Source organism: Streptomyces sp. NPDC053560 (assembly GCF_044544605.1).
In the GTDB taxonomy this organism is placed as follows: Bacteria; Actinomycetota; Actinomycetes; order Streptomycetales; family Streptomycetaceae; genus Streptomyces.
Genome location: NZ_JBITXI010000004.1, coordinates 324,059 through 342,140, shown reverse-complemented (window position 1 = coordinate 342,140; position 18,082 = coordinate 324,059). Strand labels below are relative to the sequence as shown.

Annotated in this window: 15 protein-coding genes; 7 read left to right on the top strand and 8 right to left on the bottom strand. The window is 74.0% G+C overall.

All coding sequences use genetic code 11. The annotated features are described in order from the left end of the window. Nucleotides 1–14: 14 nt before the first annotated feature. A complete protein-coding gene (locus ACIGQF_RS11295) occupies nucleotides 15–1,004 on the top strand; it encodes a hypothetical protein (protein ID WP_399708138.1) in 990 nt (329 codons plus the stop codon). 109 nt (nucleotides 1,005–1,113) lie between these two features. Here ACIGQF_RS11295 and ACIGQF_RS11290 read toward each other — a convergent pair whose 3' ends face one another. Both ACIGQF_RS11290 and ACIGQF_RS11285 read right to left on the bottom strand, forming a co-directional pair. Continuing rightward, nucleotides 1,114–2,655 (bottom strand): phytoene desaturase family protein, encoded by a 1,542-nt coding sequence (locus ACIGQF_RS11290; RefSeq protein WP_399708136.1) that lies wholly within the window; start codon nucleotides 2,653–2,655, stop codon nucleotides 1,114–1,116. 501 nt (nucleotides 2,656–3,156) lie between these two features. After that, a complete protein-coding gene (locus ACIGQF_RS11285; RefSeq protein WP_399708134.1) occupies nucleotides 3,157–3,810 on the bottom strand; it encodes a TetR/AcrR family transcriptional regulator in 654 nt (217 codons plus the stop codon). On the opposite strand from ACIGQF_RS11285, the gene ACIGQF_RS11280 reads away from it, so the two are divergent. Then, nucleotides 3,809–3,943, top strand: a complete 135-nt coding sequence (locus ACIGQF_RS11280) for a hypothetical protein (RefSeq protein ID WP_361560731.1) — start codon at nucleotides 3,809–3,811, stop codon at nucleotides 3,941–3,943. The genes ACIGQF_RS11285 and ACIGQF_RS11280 overlap by 2 nt on opposite strands. Here ACIGQF_RS11280 and ACIGQF_RS11275 read toward each other — a convergent pair. Continuing rightward, nucleotides 3,933–6,143, bottom strand: a complete 2,211-nt coding sequence (locus ACIGQF_RS11275; RefSeq protein ID WP_399708132.1) for a YhgE/Pip family protein — start codon at nucleotides 6,141–6,143, stop codon at nucleotides 3,933–3,935. The two genes, ACIGQF_RS11280 and ACIGQF_RS11275, sit on opposite strands and share 11 nt — an antisense overlap. Further along, nucleotides 6,115–6,993 (bottom strand): ATP-binding cassette domain-containing protein, encoded by an 879-nt coding sequence (locus ACIGQF_RS11270; RefSeq protein ID WP_399708130.1) that lies wholly within the window; start codon nucleotides 6,991–6,993, stop codon nucleotides 6,115–6,117. Before ACIGQF_RS11270 ends, ACIGQF_RS11275 begins: the two co-directional genes overlap by 29 nt. Nucleotides 6,994–7,200: 207 nt before the next feature. On the opposite strand from ACIGQF_RS11270, the gene ACIGQF_RS11265 reads away from it, so the two are divergent. The 3 genes from ACIGQF_RS11265 to ACIGQF_RS11255 all read left to right on the top strand — a co-directional run bounded on the left by ACIGQF_RS11265 (nucleotide 7,201) and on the right by ACIGQF_RS11255 (nucleotide 9,784). After that, on the top strand, nucleotides 7,201–7,692 hold the full coding sequence (locus ACIGQF_RS11265) for an SAV_6107 family HEPN domain-containing protein (RefSeq protein WP_361560722.1): 492 nt from the start codon (nucleotides 7,201–7,203) through the stop codon (nucleotides 7,690–7,692). 625 nt (nucleotides 7,693–8,317) lie between these two features. After that, nucleotides 8,318–9,073, top strand: a complete 756-nt coding sequence (locus ACIGQF_RS11260; RefSeq protein WP_399708128.1) for a methyltransferase — start codon at nucleotides 8,318–8,320, stop codon at nucleotides 9,071–9,073. 291 nt (nucleotides 9,074–9,364) lie between these two features. Beyond that, a complete protein-coding gene (locus ACIGQF_RS11255; protein ID WP_399708126.1) occupies nucleotides 9,365–9,784 on the top strand; it encodes a DUF3040 domain-containing protein in 420 nt (139 codons plus the stop codon). Between the two features lie 417 nt (nucleotides 9,785–10,201). Here ACIGQF_RS11255 and ACIGQF_RS11250 read toward each other — a convergent pair whose 3' ends face one another. The 4 genes from ACIGQF_RS11250 to ACIGQF_RS11235 form a co-directional block, all read right to left on the bottom strand. After that, a complete protein-coding gene (locus ACIGQF_RS11250) occupies nucleotides 10,202–12,742 on the bottom strand; it encodes a DUF3488 and DUF4129 domain-containing transglutaminase family protein (protein ID WP_399708125.1) in 2,541 nt (846 codons plus the stop codon). Further along, complete coding sequence (locus ACIGQF_RS11245) at nucleotides 12,739–14,334, bottom strand: DUF58 domain-containing protein (RefSeq protein ID WP_399708123.1); 1,596 nt, start codon at nucleotides 14,332–14,334, stop codon at nucleotides 12,739–12,741. Before ACIGQF_RS11245 ends, ACIGQF_RS11250 begins: the two co-directional genes overlap by 4 nt. Further along, complete coding sequence (locus ACIGQF_RS11240) at nucleotides 14,334–15,332, bottom strand: MoxR family ATPase (protein ID WP_361560708.1); 999 nt, start codon at nucleotides 15,330–15,332, stop codon at nucleotides 14,334–14,336. Before ACIGQF_RS11240 ends, ACIGQF_RS11245 begins: the two co-directional genes overlap by 1 nt. A gap of 275 nt (nucleotides 15,333–15,607) precedes the next feature. Further along, on the bottom strand, nucleotides 15,608–16,165 hold the full coding sequence (locus tag ACIGQF_RS11235) for a carbonic anhydrase (RefSeq protein ID WP_361560705.1): 558 nt from the start codon (nucleotides 16,163–16,165) through the stop codon (nucleotides 15,608–15,610). Nucleotides 16,166–16,533: 368 nt separating this feature from the next. On the opposite strand from ACIGQF_RS11235, the gene rsmH reads away from it, so the two are divergent. Together rsmH and ACIGQF_RS11225 are read left to right on the top strand one after the other, a co-directional pair. Further along, nucleotides 16,534–17,496, top strand: a complete 963-nt coding sequence (gene rsmH / locus ACIGQF_RS11230; protein WP_361560702.1) for a 16S rRNA (cytosine(1402)-N(4))-methyltransferase RsmH — start codon at nucleotides 16,534–16,536, stop codon at nucleotides 17,494–17,496. Continuing rightward, nucleotides 17,493–18,056, top strand: coding sequence for a septum formation initiator family protein (locus tag ACIGQF_RS11225; RefSeq protein ID WP_399708120.1), 564 nt, complete (start codon nucleotides 17,493–17,495; stop codon nucleotides 18,054–18,056). Before rsmH ends, ACIGQF_RS11225 begins: the two co-directional genes overlap by 4 nt. Nucleotides 18,057–18,082: the final 26 nt, after the last annotated feature.

The following is an 18,082-nucleotide window of genomic DNA, read 5'->3' as shown; positions in this document are numbered from 1 at the left end:
AAACAGGGGCGTACATGGGCTGGACGATCCTCTACATCGCGTTCGGCATCGTGGCGCTCTGGCTGCTGAGCGAGGTACTGCTCCAGTACAAGGCCCGGCTGCGCTGGCGGCTGCTCGCCTTCACCGGCTTCCTCGGCGTCGTCATCGGCGTGGTGCTGCCGTCGATCGTGGTCATCGCGATCGGCGCCGCGGCCTTCGCGGTGGGCCAGACCTACGTCACGCTCTCCTTCCGCCGCGGCTTCACGATGGGCTGGGCGCTGGCCGCGGGGAGACCGAAGGTCGGCCGCCGCCGGCGCGGCGGCTCCCCGGCCGCGGCCGGCACCGCCCCGGACGCCTCCGCGCCGCAGACCGGCCCGGACCCGGCCGACGGCTACGACGGCCCGCAGGAGAACGCGGCGGGCCACGGCGATGATGCCGACGGGATGCCGGGCGGGTACGACGGTCCCGCGGGCCACGCCCCCGACGCGGCAGCGCCGTACGCGGACGCCTACGACGCCCACCCGGGCGGCTACGCCGATCCGTACGCCGACGCCACCGGGGTCACGCCGGTCTACGCCCCGGAGCCGATGCCCGACGAGACCGGCCAGTACGGCATCTACAGCACCGATGCCCGGCCCGGCCACCCGCAGCACGACCCGTACGGCGGCTACTACGAGCCCGCCGCAGCCCACGACGGCTACGACGCCCCCTACGGCGGCTACGGCGACGGCCACGGTGGCTACGCCGACCCGTACGCGCAGCAGGACCCCTACGGCGGCGCCTCCGACCCCTACGGCGGGCACGACCCGTACGGCCACGGCGGCCAGGTCCCTCCGCAGTACGGCGGGGGCTACGACGACCAGTACTACGGAGCGGGCCCCGACACCCCGCCCGGCGGCGTCTGGGTCCCCCAGCAGCGCGCGGGCGCCGAACAGCCCCCGCAGCAGCCCGAGTACCAGCCGGAGCACCAGGGCTACGGCTACCCGCCCCAGCAGGGGTACGACGGGCAGCAGTACCGCTACTGACGCGTCGGCCGCCCCGGTCCGATCGGGCCCGCCGCCTGCCGGCGACTGCCCGGTGATCCCGGGGCCGGCTCCCCACCGCCCGGCAGGTGCCCGCTGCCGCGTGTCGCCGCTACTGAGAGCCGTGCCAGTCGTCGCCGTGCACGACGAGGCCCGCCACCAGCGCGCCGGACATGCCCGCATGGGCCAGGCCGCCGCCGGGGTGGGACCAGCCGCCCGCGGTGTACAGCCCCGGTATCCGCGTGCCATTGGCGGGGACCAGGGCACGGCCGTCCAGCCCGGCCAGCGCCGGACCCGGCACCGCGCCGCCCGCCGCGCCCGTATCGGCGGCGGTGTCCGCCGGCGTCCGTATCTCGCGCCACAGGATCCGGTCCCGCAACTCCGGCACCGCGGCGCCGGCCGCGGCAATGACCCGGTCCGCGAACCCCTCGGCCACGCCGGCCGCCGTCCAGTCCACCCCGCCGGCACCGCCCGCCGCGTGCGCCGGGACCGTGACCGTCAGGGTCACCGCCTCGTGGCCGTCATCGGGCCGCTGGGCCGGGTCGTCGGGGCGCAGCACCGTCACCGTGGGCGACTGCGGCAGCCCGCCGCCCCCGTAGACGGCCGTCAGCTCCGCCTCCCGGTCCGCGGCGTGCACGACCGTACGGTGCGCCGCGTCCGCCGGCCGGCCGCCGCGCAGCGCCAGCAGCACGCTGAACCGCCCGCTCGGGGGCGCCGCCGGCGGAAGCACGTCGCCGGTGCCGCGGACCTGCCCGGCGGCGCCGGGGGAGTCGCCGGTCAGCCGGGCCAGCGTCCACGGGTCGACGCCCGCGACCACCACATCGGCGTCCTCGACGCTCCCGTCGGCCAGCTCCAGCCCGGCCACCCGGCCGTCCTTGCGCACCAGCCGCCGCACCTCGGCCCCGAAAGTGAACTCCACCTTGCGGGCCAGGCAGCGCTCGTACAGCGCGGTGGCCAGCGCGCGCATGCCGCCGCCGACGTACCACGTGCCGAAGGTCTGCTCCATGTACGGCAGGACCGTGGCGCTCGCGGGGGCCTCGCGCGGATCGAAGCCGTACGCCAGCGCGTGGCTCTCCAGCAGCGCGACCAGCCGCGGGTCCTTCAGCTCCAGGGCCGCGACCTCGGCGAGGGTGCGCGCCGGGCGCCGCTTGAGCAGGCCCTTGCGGCCCACGGCGGGGTACGGCTCGCGCCCCAGCACCTGCCAGTCGGACCACAGCGGCTCCTCCAGCAGCGGCCGCCGGGTCCGGTCCCAGGCCTCCCGCGCGCGGCCGAGCAGTTCGCTCCAGCGCTCGCCGCCGCCCGCGCCCAGCGCGCGGTCCAGGGCTTCGGTGACCCCGGCCCGTGAGGCGTTCGGCAGGGCGACGTCCGTGCCGTCCGGGAAGACGTGCCGGCTCGCCGGGTCGACCTGCACCAGGTCGACGACGTCCTCCAGCGGCTCCTTGCCGGTCTTGACGAAGAGGTCGCGGTGCACGGCGGGGAGATGCAGCAGCCCGGGGCCGGTGTCGAAGCCGAAACCGGCGCGCTCGAACCGCCCCAGCGAGCCGCCGTAGGTCCCGCCGCGCTCCCACACCGCCACCCGGTGGCCCGCGACGGCCAGCCGGGCGGCGGCCGCCATCGCGCCCGTCCCGGCGCCGATCATCGCAATCCGTGCCATGTCCGTGACTTTATCGGCGACCACTGACAACGCCGCCGGGCGGCCTCCCGCGCCGGGGCCGGACAACAAACCCGGGCAATAAACCCGGGCAACAAACCCGGATACGAAAATCCGGGCACGAAAGCCCGGGCACAAGAACCCGGGCACGAAAAAGCGCGCTGCCCTGGCACGGATCGTTCCCCCTTCGATCCGACCAGGACAGCGCGTCCCCCGTGCTTCCCCCGTACTCCCCGGGTTTCCCGGGGCCCCCGTGCTTCCCCCGTGTTCCCCCGCGGAGCGTGGAGCCCCGTTCCCCCGTGACCCCCCGTGGAGCCCCGTGTCCCCCGTGGCTCCCCCTGCCACGTCGGGGAGGCCGCACCGTTCCGCCGCCCCGTGTCGGCGGTCCCGGTGCCGGCTTCCCCTCCGTGGTCTCCACTCTCTCGTCCGCGCAGGTCGCGGCCCATCCGCGTACCTACTCATCTCCTCCACTGAGTACGAGTACTCAGGGCTGGGTGCTCATCCTCAGGACGGGCCCGGAGCGGCCACGGGGCCTGCGCCGCCCTCGCCCTGATGACCGCTCACCCGCCCCTGGAGGAGGCGGGAGAGCGCCGCGTGCACGTCGTCGATCGACCGGTCGGGCTGGAAGGACTGCCAGTCCAGCGCGGCCACCAGCACCATCCCGAAGAGCGCGGAGGCGGTCAGCGGGATGTCGATCTCCTCGCTCAGCTCGCCGGCGGCCACCGCCTCGCGGATGACCTCGGCGACCACGGACACGGCCCGCTCCCGCACCATCATCAGCGTGGTGTTCCACGTCCGGTTCGTGCGCCACAGCTCGGCCACGTAGAGCTGGGTGAGCGCCGGGTACTGGGAGATGAAGTACAGCCCCGCGTGGATCATCGCGTCCAGCGCGTCGATCCGGGAGCCGCCCCGCTCGGCCACCTCGTCGGCGGCGTTCTGGAGCGAGCCTGCCAGCATCTCCACGCCGTGCCGCAGCAGCTCTTCGAAGAGCACGTTCTTGCTCGCGAAGTTGTAGTAGACCGTGCCCTTCGCCACGCCCGCCCGCTCGGCGATCTCGTCCACCGTGGTGGAGGAGAAACCCTGTTCGGCGATGAGTGTCACCGCGGCCTCGAAGAGCTTGCGCCGGGTCGCCTCACGACGCGTGTTGGAGCTGTCCATGGAGGCGATTGTGCCCGTTGCGGGCGGCACCGCGGCGCCCGCCCTCACGGGACGTGACGCGGAGGTGACCCGCCGGGCCCCGGACGTCGCCGCCCGGGACCCCGACGCCGCGGTGCGCGCGCTCACAGGCTGAGCTCCGGGTGCAGGTCCTTCATCCGTACGACCTGCCGGCCGCGCGCGGTCCACGTGGTGAGCGCGAGCGCGCCCACGGTGAAGAGCGCCAGCACGATGCTGCCCTGCCACACGGGTGTCAGGTCACCGCCCGTGATGAGGCGGCGCAGGCCCCCGACGATGTACGTCATCGGCAGGTACGGGTGGAGCGCGTTGAAGAACCCGGGGCTGGTCTGCACGGGGTACGTACCGCCCGCTGAGGTCAGCTGGAGCATCAGCAGCGCCAGGACCAGGATCCGGCCCGCCGCGCCGAACTGCGCGTTCAGCCACTGCACGATCGCCGAGAAGCAGGCCGTGGCCAGCACCAGGAACCCGATCGTGCCCGCCGCGTGCATCATCTCCAGGCCCAGTCCGAAGTGCAGCACGGACATCAGAGCGGCGATCTGCAGCACCCCGATGGCGAACACCGGGAGCCAGCCGGACACCGCGGTCCGCCAGGCGCTCGCGCCGGCGGCCAGCGCACGCCGGTTCAGCGGCTGGATCAGCATGTAGGCGACCATCGCGCCGACCCAGAGGGACAGCGGGATGAAGTACGGGGCGAAGCCCGTGCCGTAGTTGGGCGCCTTGTGGGCCGAGTCCGAGGCGAGCTGCACCGGGTCGGACATCACGTTCGTCCGCGAGTCCCGCTGGTCCTTGTCGTAGTCCGGGATCTTCTTGACGCCGTCGTGCAGCCCGTCGGACAGCTTCGAGGAGCCGTCCGAGAGCTTGAACATGCCGCCGTTGAGGGTGTCGGCGCCGTTCTTGAGCTTGCCCACGCCCTCGTCGAGGTCGCCGGCGCCGGTCTGCAGCCTGCCCAGACCGCTGTCCAGGTCGCTGCCGCCCTGCTTGGCGGTGCCGGTGCCCTTGTGCAGGTCGCCCGCTCCGGCGGCCAGCTTGTCGGCTCCGGATGCCACCGTGTGCGCGCCCTTGTTGAGCTGGTTGATCTGCTGGACGGCGGCGTCCAGGTCCTTGCCCAGCGTGGGGCCGTGATCGGCCAGGGTGACGGCCAGCTTGTGCAGCGTGCCCAGGTCCTTGTTGAGCTGGGCGAGGTTCTTCTCGTTCTTGACCAGCCCACTGACCTCTTCGGCCTTGTCGGCCGCCGCGTCGGACCTGTCGCGCATGTCCTTGAGCGTGGTGCAGGACGGGTCGCGGTCGGTCAGGGGCTTCTCGCAGCGCAGCTTGTAGAAGGTCGCCACCTGGTTGGCCAGCGCACGGGAGGTCGTGGCGCCGTCGGAGGCGGCCTTCGGGAGCTTGTCGAGGTTGTCCCGTACGGCCTGCGAGCCGTCGGCCACGAGGCGCGCGGCGTTGCCGATCTCCTTGCCGTGCGCGCGCACGAACGGGCCGTACTCCTTGTTCGCCGCGTTGACCTTGTCGGCGAGCTGCTGGGTGCCGTCGGCCACCCGGCCCGCGCCCGTCGAGAGCTTGCCGGCCCCCGTGTCGAGCCTGCCGGCCCCGGAGTCCAGGTCCTTCAGGCCGTTCGCCAGGTCGTGGCTGCCCTTCTTGGCGGTGTCCACGCCGTCGGCCAGGTCGCCGCTGCCCTTCTTGGCGGTGTCCAGACCGTCCTTCAGGTCACCGGTGCCCTTCTTTGCCTTCCCGATGCCGCCCTTCAGCTCGGAGGCGCCGTCGGCCGCCTCCTTCGTCTTGTCGTGCAGGTCGGAGAAGGACACGAAGATCTTGTCGAGGAAGGTGCGCGAGGACTTCGCCGAGGCCGCCGCGCGCACCTCGGAGAAGACCGACCGGGAGATCTGCCCGACGATGTAGTTGTTCGCGTCGTTCGTGCGGACCTTCAGCTCGCCGGTCACCGGGTCGTCGCCGGAGCTGGACGCGATGCGCTTGCTGAAGTCGTCGGGCACGGTCAGCGACAGGTAGTACGCGCCGGACTCCAGCCCCTTGGAGGCGTCGGAGGCGCTGACGGGGTGCCAGTCGAAGGTGTCGCTCTCCTTGAGCCCGTCGACCAGGTCGTCACCGGCGTTGACCTGCTTGCCCTCCGCCGAGGCGCCCCGGTCGGAGTTGACCAGCGCGACCGGGATCTTGTCCAGGCGCGAGTACGGGTCCCAGAAGGACCACAGGTAGAGCGCCCCGTAGAGCAGCGGCAGCAACAGCAGGGCCACCAGCGCCGCACGCGGCAACTTCCCCCTGCCGAACCGCTTCAGCTCAAGCGCGGCCAGCTTCGGCGAGCGCATCCGCCGCCCCCTCCTCGTTCTTCATGTTCTTCTCGGTGCCCGTAGCGGCGTCCGGCTTCTCCGTGCCGCTCTCCGTGGCTTCGGGCGCGTCCGGCCCGGCCGCCGAATTGTTCGGTGCCTGCTCGGCCTGCTCGGTCCGCGGCTTCTCCGGGCGGCGCGCCGTGGAGACCACGACCGCGTCCTCGGGGGCCTGGCTGCACACCGCCAGTACCGTCGTGCCGGCCTCCGCCAGCCCGCGGAGCATCGCCCAGGCCTGCACCCGCTCCTCGTCCGACAGCTTCATGTCGGTGTCGTCCACGGCCAGCAGCCGCGGCGAGCCGATGAGCGCCAGCGCGACGGACAGCCGCAGCGCCTCCAGCCGCTCCAGGTCCCGTACGGAGGTCCGTACGCCCTTGGGCAGCGTCTCCGGGTCGAGGCCCGCGGCTTCCAGTGCGGTGTCGATCCGGTCCCGGGCCTCGGCCCGGCGCTCACGGCGCGGGCGCAGCAGCGCGCGTACGGGGCCACCGAAGCGGCGCTCCAGCAGGGCGCGTTCGTGCAGGTGCTCGGCGACCGTGAAGGCCGGGTCGAGCTCGGAGACGCCGGGCACATGGGCCAGCGACGTGACGCCCCGTACGGCGGCCATCTTCTTCGGCAGTGACAGGCCGGCCACGCGGGCCTTGCCCGCCGCGGTCTTCATGCGTCCGGTGAGCGCGAGCAGCAGACACGTACGGCCCGAGCCGGACGGCCCCTCGATTGCGATCAGCGCGCCGGGCTCGGCCGTGATGTCGACGTCCTGGAACGCCCAGCCGCGAGGTCCCTTGACCCCGAGTCCTTGGGCCTTGACCGCCGCCCCGTGCGGGGTGCTGTCCACGTTCCCTCCCTCTTGAACTGACCAGTCAGTTCAAAAAGTATGCCGCACGGTGCCGGGGTGCGCGCAAGTCGGCCGGGGGTTTTCGTGGTGTTTCCGGGGCGTGATCTCGGCTACAGGGGGAAAGTCCAGGTCAGGCCGATTGTCAGTGGTGTGCCTCACGATGGTGTGAGCGGTTCCGAACCGTTATGCGACGACAGGAGGTTCGTCATGGCAACTCGTCCCCATGGGACAGGTTCCGCTGCGTACGGTCCCCCGAGCGATGTCCATCCCGTTCTGCGCCGGACGGGTGCCCCGCCCGCCGCCCTGGAGCTGCTCGCCAAGGCCCAGCGCGGCCTGGAAGAGGCCGCCTCCCTGGAAACCCCCAACGAGCGTTTCGCGACCGCCCACCTCGCCGCCCTGCGCGGCGCGGCCGCCGTCCTCGCCGTACGGGGCCGGCCCGAGCCCACCCTCCGCCGCCGCCAGCGCATCCGCAGCGCCTGGGAGGTGCTGCCCGAGGTCGCGCCCGAATTAGCCGAGTGGAGCGCCCTGTTCGAGGCCGGCGCCGAGCGCCGGGCCCGCGCGGAGGCCGGCATACCCGGCGCGGCCGGCCCCCGCGAGGCCGACGACCTCCTCCGCGCCACCGCCCACTTCCTCCGCCTGATAGAGCGCCTCCTCGCCCTCCAGCCCCTCCTTCCGCCACCGCGGTCCCGGGCGGGGTGAGGGGGTGACCATCGGAGGCCGGAGCTGGGGTCGGGACCGGGGCCGGGGTCGAGTTCCGGTACGAGCGACGGCGGCGACCGGCGCGGGAAAGGCGGAGCGGGGCCCGCTCCAGGGAGGCGGTTTCCGTGAAATGCCGGGCGCTTTTCCCACCCACCGGAGCCTGTCCACCGGAACATGCTCACCCGAGCATGCCCACCGGAAGGGACCGAGGCGGAGCGCATTCCGTGCCGTGCGATTCCCGCCGCGGGCTTTCCTTCCCCCTCCGGGGCGGAGGACGACTTCCTCGCCCCGCGCCGACGGGCGCCCGCTTTCCGCGGCGGCAGCCGAAGGGAATTCCCTCCCGGCCGGTTCTGCCCGGGGCGCTCCCGGCCGCATTCCCTCTCGGTCTCTCCCCGGACACCCGGTGAATCCGGGGGGCCGGCCGGAGTGTCGCGGAGCTTTCCGGGGCGCGCAAGCGGGGAAGGCGGCGGGTGCGTGCCGATGCGGGCGGTCCGGAAAGGCCGGGAGCGGGCTTCCGACGGGCCTCCGGAGGGGTTCGGCCGTGCTCGGTCGTGGCGGAGGCGGTGCGACCCCATAGGGTGGGAGGCGCCTCATCAGTACATGTCCTCGCGAGGAGCCACCCGCCGTGTCTGACCCGCTGCGCCCGCGCGCATCCCTTCGTACCGCCGTGGTCTGGGAGGTCCTGAAGGACGCCCTGGAGCGCCGGGCCAAGGCCGCCGGGCATGACGCCCTCGACGTCCTGGACACCGGCGGCGGCACCGGCAACTTCGCCGTGCCCGTCGCCCGCCTCGGCCACCGCGTCACCGTGGTCGACCCCAGCCCGAACGCCCTGTTCGCCCTGGAGCGCCGGGCGGCCGAGGAGGGCGTGGCCGACCGGGTGCGCGCCGTCCAGGGGGACGCGCACGGCCTCTTCGAGGTCGTCGAGCGCGGCGGCTACGACGCGGTGCTCTGCCACGGCGTCCTGGAGTACGTCGACGACCCCGCCGAGGGCGTCCGCAACGCAGTCGAAGCGCTGCGCCCCGCCGGCACGCTGAGCCTGCTCGCCGCCGGCCTGGGCGGCGCGGTGCTGGCCCGCGCCCTCGCCGGTCACTTTACGGAGGCGCAGCGCGCCCTGAGCGACCCCGCGGGTCGCTGGGGCGACGGCGACCCGGTGCCGCGCCGCTTCACCGCTGAGCAGCTCACCGAGCTGGTCACGGGTACCGGCCTGGAGGTCGGCGCGGTGCACGGCGTACGGGTCTTCGCCGACCTGGTCCCCGGCGTGCTCGTGGACACCGAGCCGGGAGCCATGGACGCCCTGCTCAAGCTGGAGGCGGCGGCCGCGGAGCTGCCCGCTTTCCACTCCGTCGCCACCCAGCTGCACGTACTCGCCGAGCGCGGCTGACGGGCCGCGGCACCCGCACCGGCCGGTCGCTCGCCCCGGGGCGGACACCGGTCGGCAGGTGCAGTCGGCCACAGGCCCCCCGATCAGCCGCTTCGCCCCGTATGATCGGAGGTACAACGTCCGGCATGGCGTGAGGGCGGTTGGGGAATGCAGGGTGCATCACCACCGGCCACCATGGTGGCGCGGACAGTGAATTGGCGTAGAGGGGCGGGTTTCACGGGGGCGATTCCCTGCCTATCCTGAAAGGGTCGCACCCGGTCGCCCCCCGCGACCGACGAGTAGGAGGACTCCGTGCCGCTCTCGGAGCACGAGCAGCGCATGCTCGAGCAAATGGAGCGAGCGCTGTACGCCGAAGATCCGAAGTTCGCGACAGCGCTTGAGGGAAGCGGGCTGCGTACGTACACCCGGCGACGGGTCTACCAAGCGGTCGTGGGCTTCCTGGTAGGTATCGCGCTCCTCATGGCCGGAATGGTCGCACAGCAGATCTGGATCAGCGTGGTGGGCTTCCTCGTGATGCTCGGCTGCGCGGTCCTGGCCGTCACCAGCTGGCGCAAGGCACCCAAGCCGGGTGAGCAGCAGCAGACCGGAGCGGGGGCCGCCCGAGGCGGTGGCGGGGGCGGACAGTCCCGCCGTACGTCCCGGTCGCGGCGCTCGATGATGGAGCGCATCGAAGAACGCTGGCAGCGCCGCAGGGACGAACAGGGCCACTGACCCCCTCCGCCCCCGGTCGGCCGGTGGAGCACGCCTGCGTGCCCTCCCGGCCGCGTGCGGTTCCGCGACGCGGGCCGTCCAGCGGGGGCCTGTCGTCCTCCCGGCGCCCGCTGTCGCCCGCCTCCGGTGCCGTCGTACGTCGTCCCCGTCCCGTCTCCCTCGCACGCGCGCCTGCTTACCGTCGCCGGACCTGCTGAACCCGGCAATGCGTCCGGCGCACGGGCTCCGGCGCACGGCCCCAGACTCACGGGGCCTATGGGGCTCCGACGGGAGGCCACAAGTTTTTCAAGGGTGTGGCCCGGCCCCCAGGTACCACTGGGGCCGGGCCACACCCTTTCCGTATGCCCGCAATTTCCGTATGTCTGCGCTCTCCGTATGCCCGCAGGGCCGCGTCTGCCGGGCTGTCCACCGGGCCGGCTACCGAGCCGCCGACCTCCCCGGTGCCGCCGTGCGGAGTCGTCCCACGAGGGCGGAGGCGCGGGCGGAGACGGACCACAGGAGGCGGACCGCGGAGGGCGGGGCGAGGAGGGCGCGCAGGCGCTGGGCCCGGGAGGCGGCGGCGTGCAGGCCGGTGCGGACCCGGCGTACGTCGTCGGCAAGGCCCGGCGTGACCTCGGGACGCGGCGCGTAAAGGGCTTGCTCGACGGCGCCGGCGACCCGGTGCGCCGCTTCCGCCGCCGGGCCCGTCAGCTCACCCACGCGTACGATCCGCTCGGCCGCCTTCCGCGGCGTCAGCGCGTCGTCCGGGACGATGCCGTAGTCCCAGCCCGAATCCACCAGTTCCCGCCAGGGGCCGAGCACGGCCGGGCGCGGGTCGGCGCCTCCGGGCGGGGAACCGGCACCGGCCGACCCGGTGGCGGCCGCACCTGTCAGCGGCCCGGAGCCGCCTGCGCGGGCATCGCGCGGCCGGGAGGACGGCCGGGACGATCGCGGGAACCCCGCGGCGCTGTGCGCGGAGCCCGGGGGAGCGGCGCGGCTCCTGGCGAGGCGGCGGGCGCGGCTGCGGATGCGCCAGAGGAGTGGTACCGCCGGCAGCAGCAGGACCAGCAGTGCGGCGAGCGCGCCGGCCGCCACGGCCCCCGGCGCCGGCCCGTCGTCGGCCGGACCGCCGCCGGACGCCTGGGGCAGCGCCCCGCACTCGGCCACCCGGCGCTGGTCCGGCGGGCAGGTCCCGCCGTCCGTGGACGGCGCGGGCTCCGGCGCGGCGGTCCGGCCCGGCAGCGGCTCGGCGCGGCCCGGGTCCGCCTCGTCCGGGGCGTCCGCGGTGACGGTGTAGTCCGGCACGCTGCCCCGGCTGGGCGTCGGCTCGAAGCGCGTCCAGCCGACCCCCTCGAAGTACACCTCGGGCCAGGCGTGCGCGTCCTTCAGGCCTACCGAGTACGAGCCGTCGGCCCGCTTGCCGCCCGGGGTGAAGCCGACCGCGACCCGCGCGGGGATGCCCAGCGTGCGGGCCATCGCCGCCATCGAGAAGGCGAAGTGGACGCAGAAGCCCTGCTTCTGTTGCAGGAAGCGCTCGATGGCCCGGGTGCCGCTGCCCGCCCGGACCTCGGTGTTGTACGTGAAGCCGCCCCGCAGCGCGAACCAGTCCTGCAGCCGGACCGCCTTGGCGTAGTCCGAGCGGGCGCCCCGCGTCACCTGTCGCGCCGTCCGCTCGACGACCGGGGGCAGCGAGCCGGGCACACGGGTGTACTCGCGCCGCAGGGCGGGCCGCGGCCGCGGCGCGTCGGCCAGCTGCCGGGCCGTCGGGCGCACGATCAGGCTCTCCACCTGGTACCGGGCCCCGCGGGTGTTCTGGCCGCGGTCGCCGACCAGGGTGCGGCCCTCCGGCTCGAAGCGCCAGCGGCCGGGTATGTCGACCCGGGAGGCGGGATAAGGCATGGGGAGCCAGTTCTGCGCGTACCACTGGGCGGCGGACACCGAGGTGTTCACCGCGGTGGTGTCCACGTCCGGGGCCAGCCCCGGGGGGTCGGGCAGCTGGTCCGGCACGTCCACGACCGTGCGCTGCGACGGCTTCCAGGCCGCCCCGTCGAACTGGTCCAGGGCGACGATCCGCAGGTACAGATCGCGGGTGTCGGGCGTGGTCGTGCGGTAGTTCAGGACCTCGCGGTCCTCGGGCTGGTTGAGGCTGTCCTGGAGGGACACCAGCGGGTTCACCGCGGAGATCGTGCCGCCGGCGGAGCCGGCCCCGCCGCGGCCGCTCATGTCCAGCAGGCCCCCGCTCAGCGAGGGCAGCACGGCCGGGACGACGAGGGCGATCCCCAGGGCGAGCGCGCCGATCCGGCGGCCCGTGCGGATCGGGGCGGGCGCGGCTCCACCGGGCGGCACGGGCCCGGTGGCGTACGGGCGGCCCGCGGTCGTCGGGCCGCCGCCGAGCACCCTGCCCCATCGGGACAGCCGGTCGCGGCCCTCGGCGAGCAGCAGGAGGAGGTACCCGGCGGCCGCCACCAGGAACCACAGCCAGCCCGCGCCGTCCTTGGCCAGCCCGGCGGCGACGGAGTACAGCGCGAGCAGCGGGAGGCCGGCGGGCGCCGCGCTGCGGTACGTGACGGCGAGCGCGTCCACGATCAGGCCGATCACCAGGACACCGCCGACCAGCAGCAGCCGGATGCCGGTGGTGACCGGGGCCGGGATGGCGTACCGGCCGACGTCGGACGCGCCCTCCTGGAGGAGCTGGCCGAACTCCCGGAAGGCGTCGGGGCCGGGCAGCACCCCGGCGACCGCCTGGCCGCGGGTGAACAGCAGGGTGAGCAGCAGGAGCCCGGTCACGGCCTGGGCCGCGACGGTCAGCGGGCGGGCCAGCGGAACCCGGCGGGCCAGCGCGCCGGCCACGATCACCAGCCCGAGGAGGGCCGCCGCCTGGAACATCCAGCCGATCGGCTCCACCAGCGGCAGCAGCGCGCACGCGGCGCTGAGCGTCGCCACCATCGCGCACACCGCGAGCCGCGCACGGCCGCTCATCGTCCCGCCCCCTTCCGGCCGTCGCCCCGAGGCGCCGCCCCCGGCCCGTAGGCCCCGCCCGGTCCGTACGCACTACCTGTCCCGTACGCCCCGCCCGATCCGTACGGCCCGGCCGGTCCCTGTCCGCCGCCCGGCCGTCCAGGGGGCCCGTCCGCCGGCCCGTGGGGCGCTGCCGTACCGGGAGGATTCTGCGGCGGAGTCCGGGGTGTGCGGGCGGGGTCGGCGAGTCGCCACAGGGCGGGGAGCGTGTCCCGCGGGGTCACCGGGAGTGCCGTCCAGCCGGCGTCGCCCAGCAGGCGCAGCCGGTCGGCCAGGGGGAGCGCGGGCGCCGCTTCGGGGCCGTCCGCCGCGGCGCCGCTCCAGGCGTCGCCGTCCAGCACGAAGGCCACCGCCGCCCCGCTGCTTCGGCGCAGCCGCCCCGCCAGCACGGTCTGCTCCTCGTCCAGGTCACCGAGGAAAGCGATCAGCAGGCCCTCGTTGCCGCCGCGCAGCACGTCGTACGCGCGGGACAGGCCGGGCTCCTCGGAGTGGTCGACGACGGCCAGCGTGTCCAGCAGCAGTCCCGCCGCGTCGGCCGCGCCGCCGGAGAAGCCGCCCGCGCCGTCCGTACCCGGCACGGAGCTGCCGGCGTCGGTCAGCAGGCGTACGGAGAAGCCGTGCTCCAGCAGGTGCATCCCGACCGACGCGGCGCCCGCGACCGCCCACTCGAACGGGGAGTCCGGGCCGGAGCCCCGGTGCGCCGCGCCGCGGGTGTCCAGCAGGATCGTGCAGCGGGCCTGCTGGGGCTGCTCCTCGCGGCGGACCATCAGCTCGCCGTGGCGCGCGGTGGAGCGCCAGTGCACCCGGCGCAGGTCGTCGCCGTGGCGGTAGCCGCGGGGGATCACGTCGTCGTCGCCCGCCAGCGCGAGCGCGCGGTGCCGCCCGTCGCCGTACCCGGAGGCGTCGCCGGCCAGCCGCACCGGGGGCAGCGGCTCGACCCGGGGCACCACCGTGAGGACGTCCTGCGCGCTGAAGGAGCGGGTCAGCTCGCACATGCCGAAGGGGTCGGACAGGCGCAGCTGGAGCGGCCCGAGGGGATAGCGGCCGCGCAGGTCCGAGCGGACGCGGTAGGACAGCTCCCGGTGGCCGCCCGCCTCCACCCGGTCCAGGACGAAGCGCGGCCGCGGCCCGAGGACGTACGGCACGTGGTCCTGGAGCATCAGGACGCCGGTCGGCAGCCGGGAGACGTTCTCGACGTGCAGCCGGACCCGGGTCTCGGAGGCCGCGGAGATCCGCGCGGGGGAGAGGGCGCGGCTGCCCGCCACCCGATGGCGGGTGCGGTGCAGCACGGCCACGCAGACGAGGGGGAGCGAGGCCAGCAGCAGGCCGACCCGGAGCAGGTCGGCCTGGCCCAGGACGTACGAGCAGGCCGCCGCGGCGATACCGGCCGCGAGGAACGACCGCCCGCGGGTCGTCAGCCCGCCCAGCGCGGCCCGCAGTCCGCTCCCGGCCGGCAGGCCCGGGGCCGCGGAGCCGCCGTCCTCCGGCGCGCCGGGCGGCCCGTACGACCGGCCGGCCGGCGGCCCCTCGGTCCCCCCGCTCGCGGTCGGCATCAGTAACTCCGTGAGGCCGGGGGCCACTGGGCCGCGGGGTCGGGCACCGGCGTGTGGTGCAGGATCTCCAGGACCACCTGTTCGGCGGAGCGGCGGTTCAGCTGGGCCTGCGCGGTGGGCAGCAGCCGGTGCGCGAGGACCGCGACGGCCAGCGACTGGAGGTCGTCCGGGAGGACGTACTCCCGTCCGGCGAGGGCGGCCGCGGCCTTCGCGGCGCGCAGCAGATGGAGCGTCGCCCGCGGGGAGGCGCCCAGCCGCAGGTCGGGGTGGTTGCGCGTGGCGGAGACCAGCTCGACGGCGTATCTGCGCACCGGGTCCGCGACATGCACCGTCCGCACCGCCTCGACCATCTTCACGATCTCGTGCGCGTGCGCGACCGGCTGGATGTCGTCCAGCGGGGACCTGCCGCCGTGCACGTCCAGCATCTGCAGCTCGGCCTCGGGGCCGGGATAGCCGATGGACACGCGGGCCAGGAAGCGGTCCCGCTGCGCCTCGGGGAGGGGGTAGGTGCCCTCCATCTCCAGGGGGTTCTGCGTGGCGACCACCATGAAGGGGCTCGGCAGGGCGTACGTCCGGCCGTCCATGGTGACCTGGCGCTCCTCCATGGCCTCCAGGAGCGCGGACTGGGTCTTGGGGGAGGCGCGGTTGATCTCGTCGCCGATGACGACCTGGGCGAAGACGGCGCCCGGCTTGAATTCGAAGTCGCGCTGCCGCTGGTCGAAGACGCTGACGCCGGTGATGTCCGAGGGCAGCAGGTCGGGGGTGAACTGGATGCGCCGCACCGAGCAGTCGACGGACCGGGCGAGCGCCTTGGCCAGCATGGTCTTGCCGACACCCGGCACGTCCTCGATGAGGAGGTGGCCCTCGGCGAGCAGCACGGTCAGCGCGAGGCGTACGACCTCGGGCTTGCCCTCGATCACGCCCTCCACCGACCGGCGGACACGCTCGGCTGTGGCGGTCAGATCTCTGAGGCTCGCTGGCTCGTCATAGGTCGTCACCCGGCCCTCCTCGGCCCTTTCCCGCGCTCGGGTGGAGCGGGGCTTCCCCTGTTTCCGGGCCGGCGCCTCTTTCCTGGTCCGGCCCACCCCGTGCGGCATCGTGACCGGCTGGGCCGGACACGACGTCACTTACGCATTCTTGCCGTTGGCGCGGCTTCGCGTCATGGGCTGTGGATAACTCGGAACCGTGGGCACCGGTCACCGGCAGGGGCGATGGCCGGAAAGCACGTTCGCCGGCGCGTCGACGACGCGCCGGCGAACGGGGACCGGTGGGCTCAGCCCTGCGGGTCCACCTCACGGAGCAGACCCGTCGTCACATCGAAGACGAAGCCGCGGATGTCGTCCGTGTGGAGCAGGAACGGCGAGGTACGGAGGCGCTGCACCGACTGGCGTACGTCGACGTCCACGTCCTTGAAGGACTCCACCGCCCAGGCCGGGCGCTGGCCGACCTCGTCGGCGAGTTCCTGGCGGAAGTCCTCGGTCAGGGTCTGCATGCCGCAGCCCGTGTGGTGGATGACCACGACGGAACGGGTGCCCAGCGCGCGCTGGCTGATGGTCAGGGAGCGGATGATGTCATCGGTGATCACACCGCCGGCGTTGCGCAGGGTGTGGAGGTCGCCGACCTCCAGCCCCAGCGCCTCGGGAAGGTTGAGCCGGGCGTCCATGCAGGTCACGACGGTGACCTTCTGGGCGGGCCGGGCGCTCAGCTCCGGGTCGGCGAACTTGTCTGCGTACCGGGCGTTGGCTTCGACGATGTGATCGATGACCGAACCGCCCGAAGCGGCGCCATGGTCATCGGACGGGGACTGTGCCTGCGACGCGGATATCGACATAGCCATAAAAGTAGTCGCTGCGGAGCCGGAGCACCCCTTGTGAGGACGGGCATAGCGGGTCAACGGGCCATTCCTGTGAGGTAACCCACAAGATTGACTGACCTTCCCCTGTACGAGTGAATCCGCACGCTTCCCAACACCCGGACGACGGCGTTCCGCAGCCCCCTGGCGGCGGCTTCAGGACGCGCCCGACCAGTTGGTTGACCGAAGGGATGAGTGGACTAAAGTGACGCGAAGTGGGAGGCGTGAGACTCTCCTTGGATCCCGAAAGTCCCGCGCGCGGGGAACCACGGCCTCCGTCGGCCAACGGCAGGTGGGCACCTTCCCCCGAGGGGGCGGTATCCGCCGCCCTCCTCATCGGAAGGCGCATGAACAGCAGCAACACCCGCCACGTCCCCGTCATGCTCCAGCGCTGCCTGGACATGCTCGCCCCGGCGCTCGCCGAGCCCGGTGCGGTCGTCGTCGACTGCACGCTCGGACTGGGGGGACACAGCGAGGCGCTGCTGTCGACGTTCCCCGCCGCGCGGCTGATCGGCCTGGATCGCGACCCCTCGGCCCTCAAGCTCGCGGGGGAGCGCCTGGCCCCCTTCGGGGACCGCGCGACCCTCGTGCACGCCGTCTACGACGAGCTGCCGGAGGTGCTGGCCCGGCTGTCCGTGCCCCGCGTCCAGGGCGTCCTGTTCGACCTGGGCGTCTCCTCGATGCAGCTGGACGAGGCCGACCGCGGCTTCGCGTACGCCCAGGACGCGCCGCTGGACATGCGGATGGACCAGACGACCGGCATGAGCGCGGCCGAGGTCCTCAACAGCTACGCACCGGGCGAGCTCGTACGGATCCTGCGCTCCTACGGCGAGGAGAAGCAGGCCAAGCGGATCGTCTCGGCGATCGTGCGGGAGCGCGAGAAGGAGCCGTTCACGAACAGCGCGCGGCTGGTCGAGCTGATCCGGGACGCGCTGCCGCAGGCCGCCAAGCGCACCGGCGGCAACCCCGCCAAGCGGACGTTCCAGGCGCTGCGCATCGAGGTCAACGGCGAGCTGTCGGTGCTCGAACGTGCCGTGCCGAACGCCGTGAAGGCGCTCGCCGTCGGCGGCCGGATCGCCGTCCTGTCCTACCACTCGCTCGAAGACCGGCTGGTCAAGCAGGTGTTCGCGACGGGCGCCGCCAACACGGCGCCGCCCGGACTGCCGGTCGTGCCGGAGCAGTACCAGCCGCGTCTGAAGCTGCTGACCCGGGGTGCCGAGCTGCCCACGGAGGCGGAGATCGCGGAGAACCGCAGGGCGGCGCCGGCCCGGCTGCGCGGTGCCGAACGCATCCGGGAGGACAACGCGTGACCGGACCCGGGCGGCTCCGCGGTACGGGGGGCGAGCGGCTGGCCGCCCTGTTCCCCTCCGGTGCGAGCACTGCGGCGCGTACGCCGTTCGTGCTGCTGGTCGTGGTGCTGCTCGGGTCCGGCCTGATCACGTTGCTGCTGCTCAACTCCGCCCTCAACCAGGGCTCCTTCGAGCTGAGCAAGCTGGAGAAGCGCACCACCGAGCTGACGGACGAACAGCAGGCCCTCCAGCAGGAGGTGGACGGCTACTCGGCGCCCGGCTCCCTGGAGAAGCGGGCCCGCCGGCTGGGCATGGTGCCCGGCGGTGACCCGGCCTTCCTGAACCCGGACGGCACGGTGCGCGGCGTGCCCTCCGAAGCCACGGGGCAGCCCGTGCCGATGGGGGCCAAGGAGAGCCTCCCGCCGGCCCTCTCCGGGACGCCCACGCCGTCCGGTACGCCGTCGGATCAGCCCTCCGGTACGCCGTCGGACCAGCCCTCCGGTGAGCCGTCGGACAAGCCGTCCGGGAGTCCGTCCGGCACCGCCTCCCCGAAGCCCGCACCGACGGCCTCCGGCGGGTGAGCCCGTGAGGCACGACGCCGCCCCCG

Excerpts from the sequence above, each read along its gene's own strand:
- ACIGQF_RS11295 (WP_399708138.1), top strand. The coding sequence starts at position 15 with ATGGGCTGGACGATCCTCTACATCGCGTTCGGCATCGTGGCGCTCTGG.
- ACIGQF_RS11290 (WP_399708136.1), bottom strand. The coding sequence starts at position 2,655 with ATGGCACGGATTGCGATGATCGGCGCCGGGACGGGCGCGATGGCGGCC.
- ACIGQF_RS11280 (WP_361560731.1), top strand. The coding sequence starts at position 3,809 with ATGGAGGCGATTGTGCCCGTTGCGGGCGGCACCGCGGCGCCCGCCCTC.
- ACIGQF_RS11285 (WP_399708134.1), bottom strand. The coding sequence starts at position 3,810 with ATGGACAGCTCCAACACGCGTCGTGAGGCGACCCGGCGCAAGCTCTTC.
- ACIGQF_RS11275 (WP_399708132.1), bottom strand. The coding sequence starts at position 6,143 with ATGCGCTCGCCGAAGCTGGCCGCGCTTGAGCTGAAGCGGTTCGGCAGG.
- ACIGQF_RS11265 (WP_361560722.1), top strand. The coding sequence starts at position 7,201 with ATGGCAACTCGTCCCCATGGGACAGGTTCCGCTGCGTACGGTCCCCCG.
- ACIGQF_RS11250 (WP_399708125.1), bottom strand. The coding sequence starts at position 12,742 with ATGAGCGGCCGTGCGCGGCTCGCGGTGTGCGCGATGGTGGCGACGCTC.
- ACIGQF_RS11245 (WP_399708123.1), bottom strand. The coding sequence starts at position 14,334 with ATGCCGACCGCGAGCGGGGGGACCGAGGGGCCGCCGGCCGGCCGGTCG.
- ACIGQF_RS11235 (WP_361560705.1), bottom strand. The coding sequence starts at position 16,165 with ATGTCGATATCCGCGTCGCAGGCACAGTCCCCGTCCGATGACCATGGC.
- rsmH (WP_361560702.1), top strand. The coding sequence starts at position 16,534 with ATGAACAGCAGCAACACCCGCCACGTCCCCGTCATGCTCCAGCGCTGC.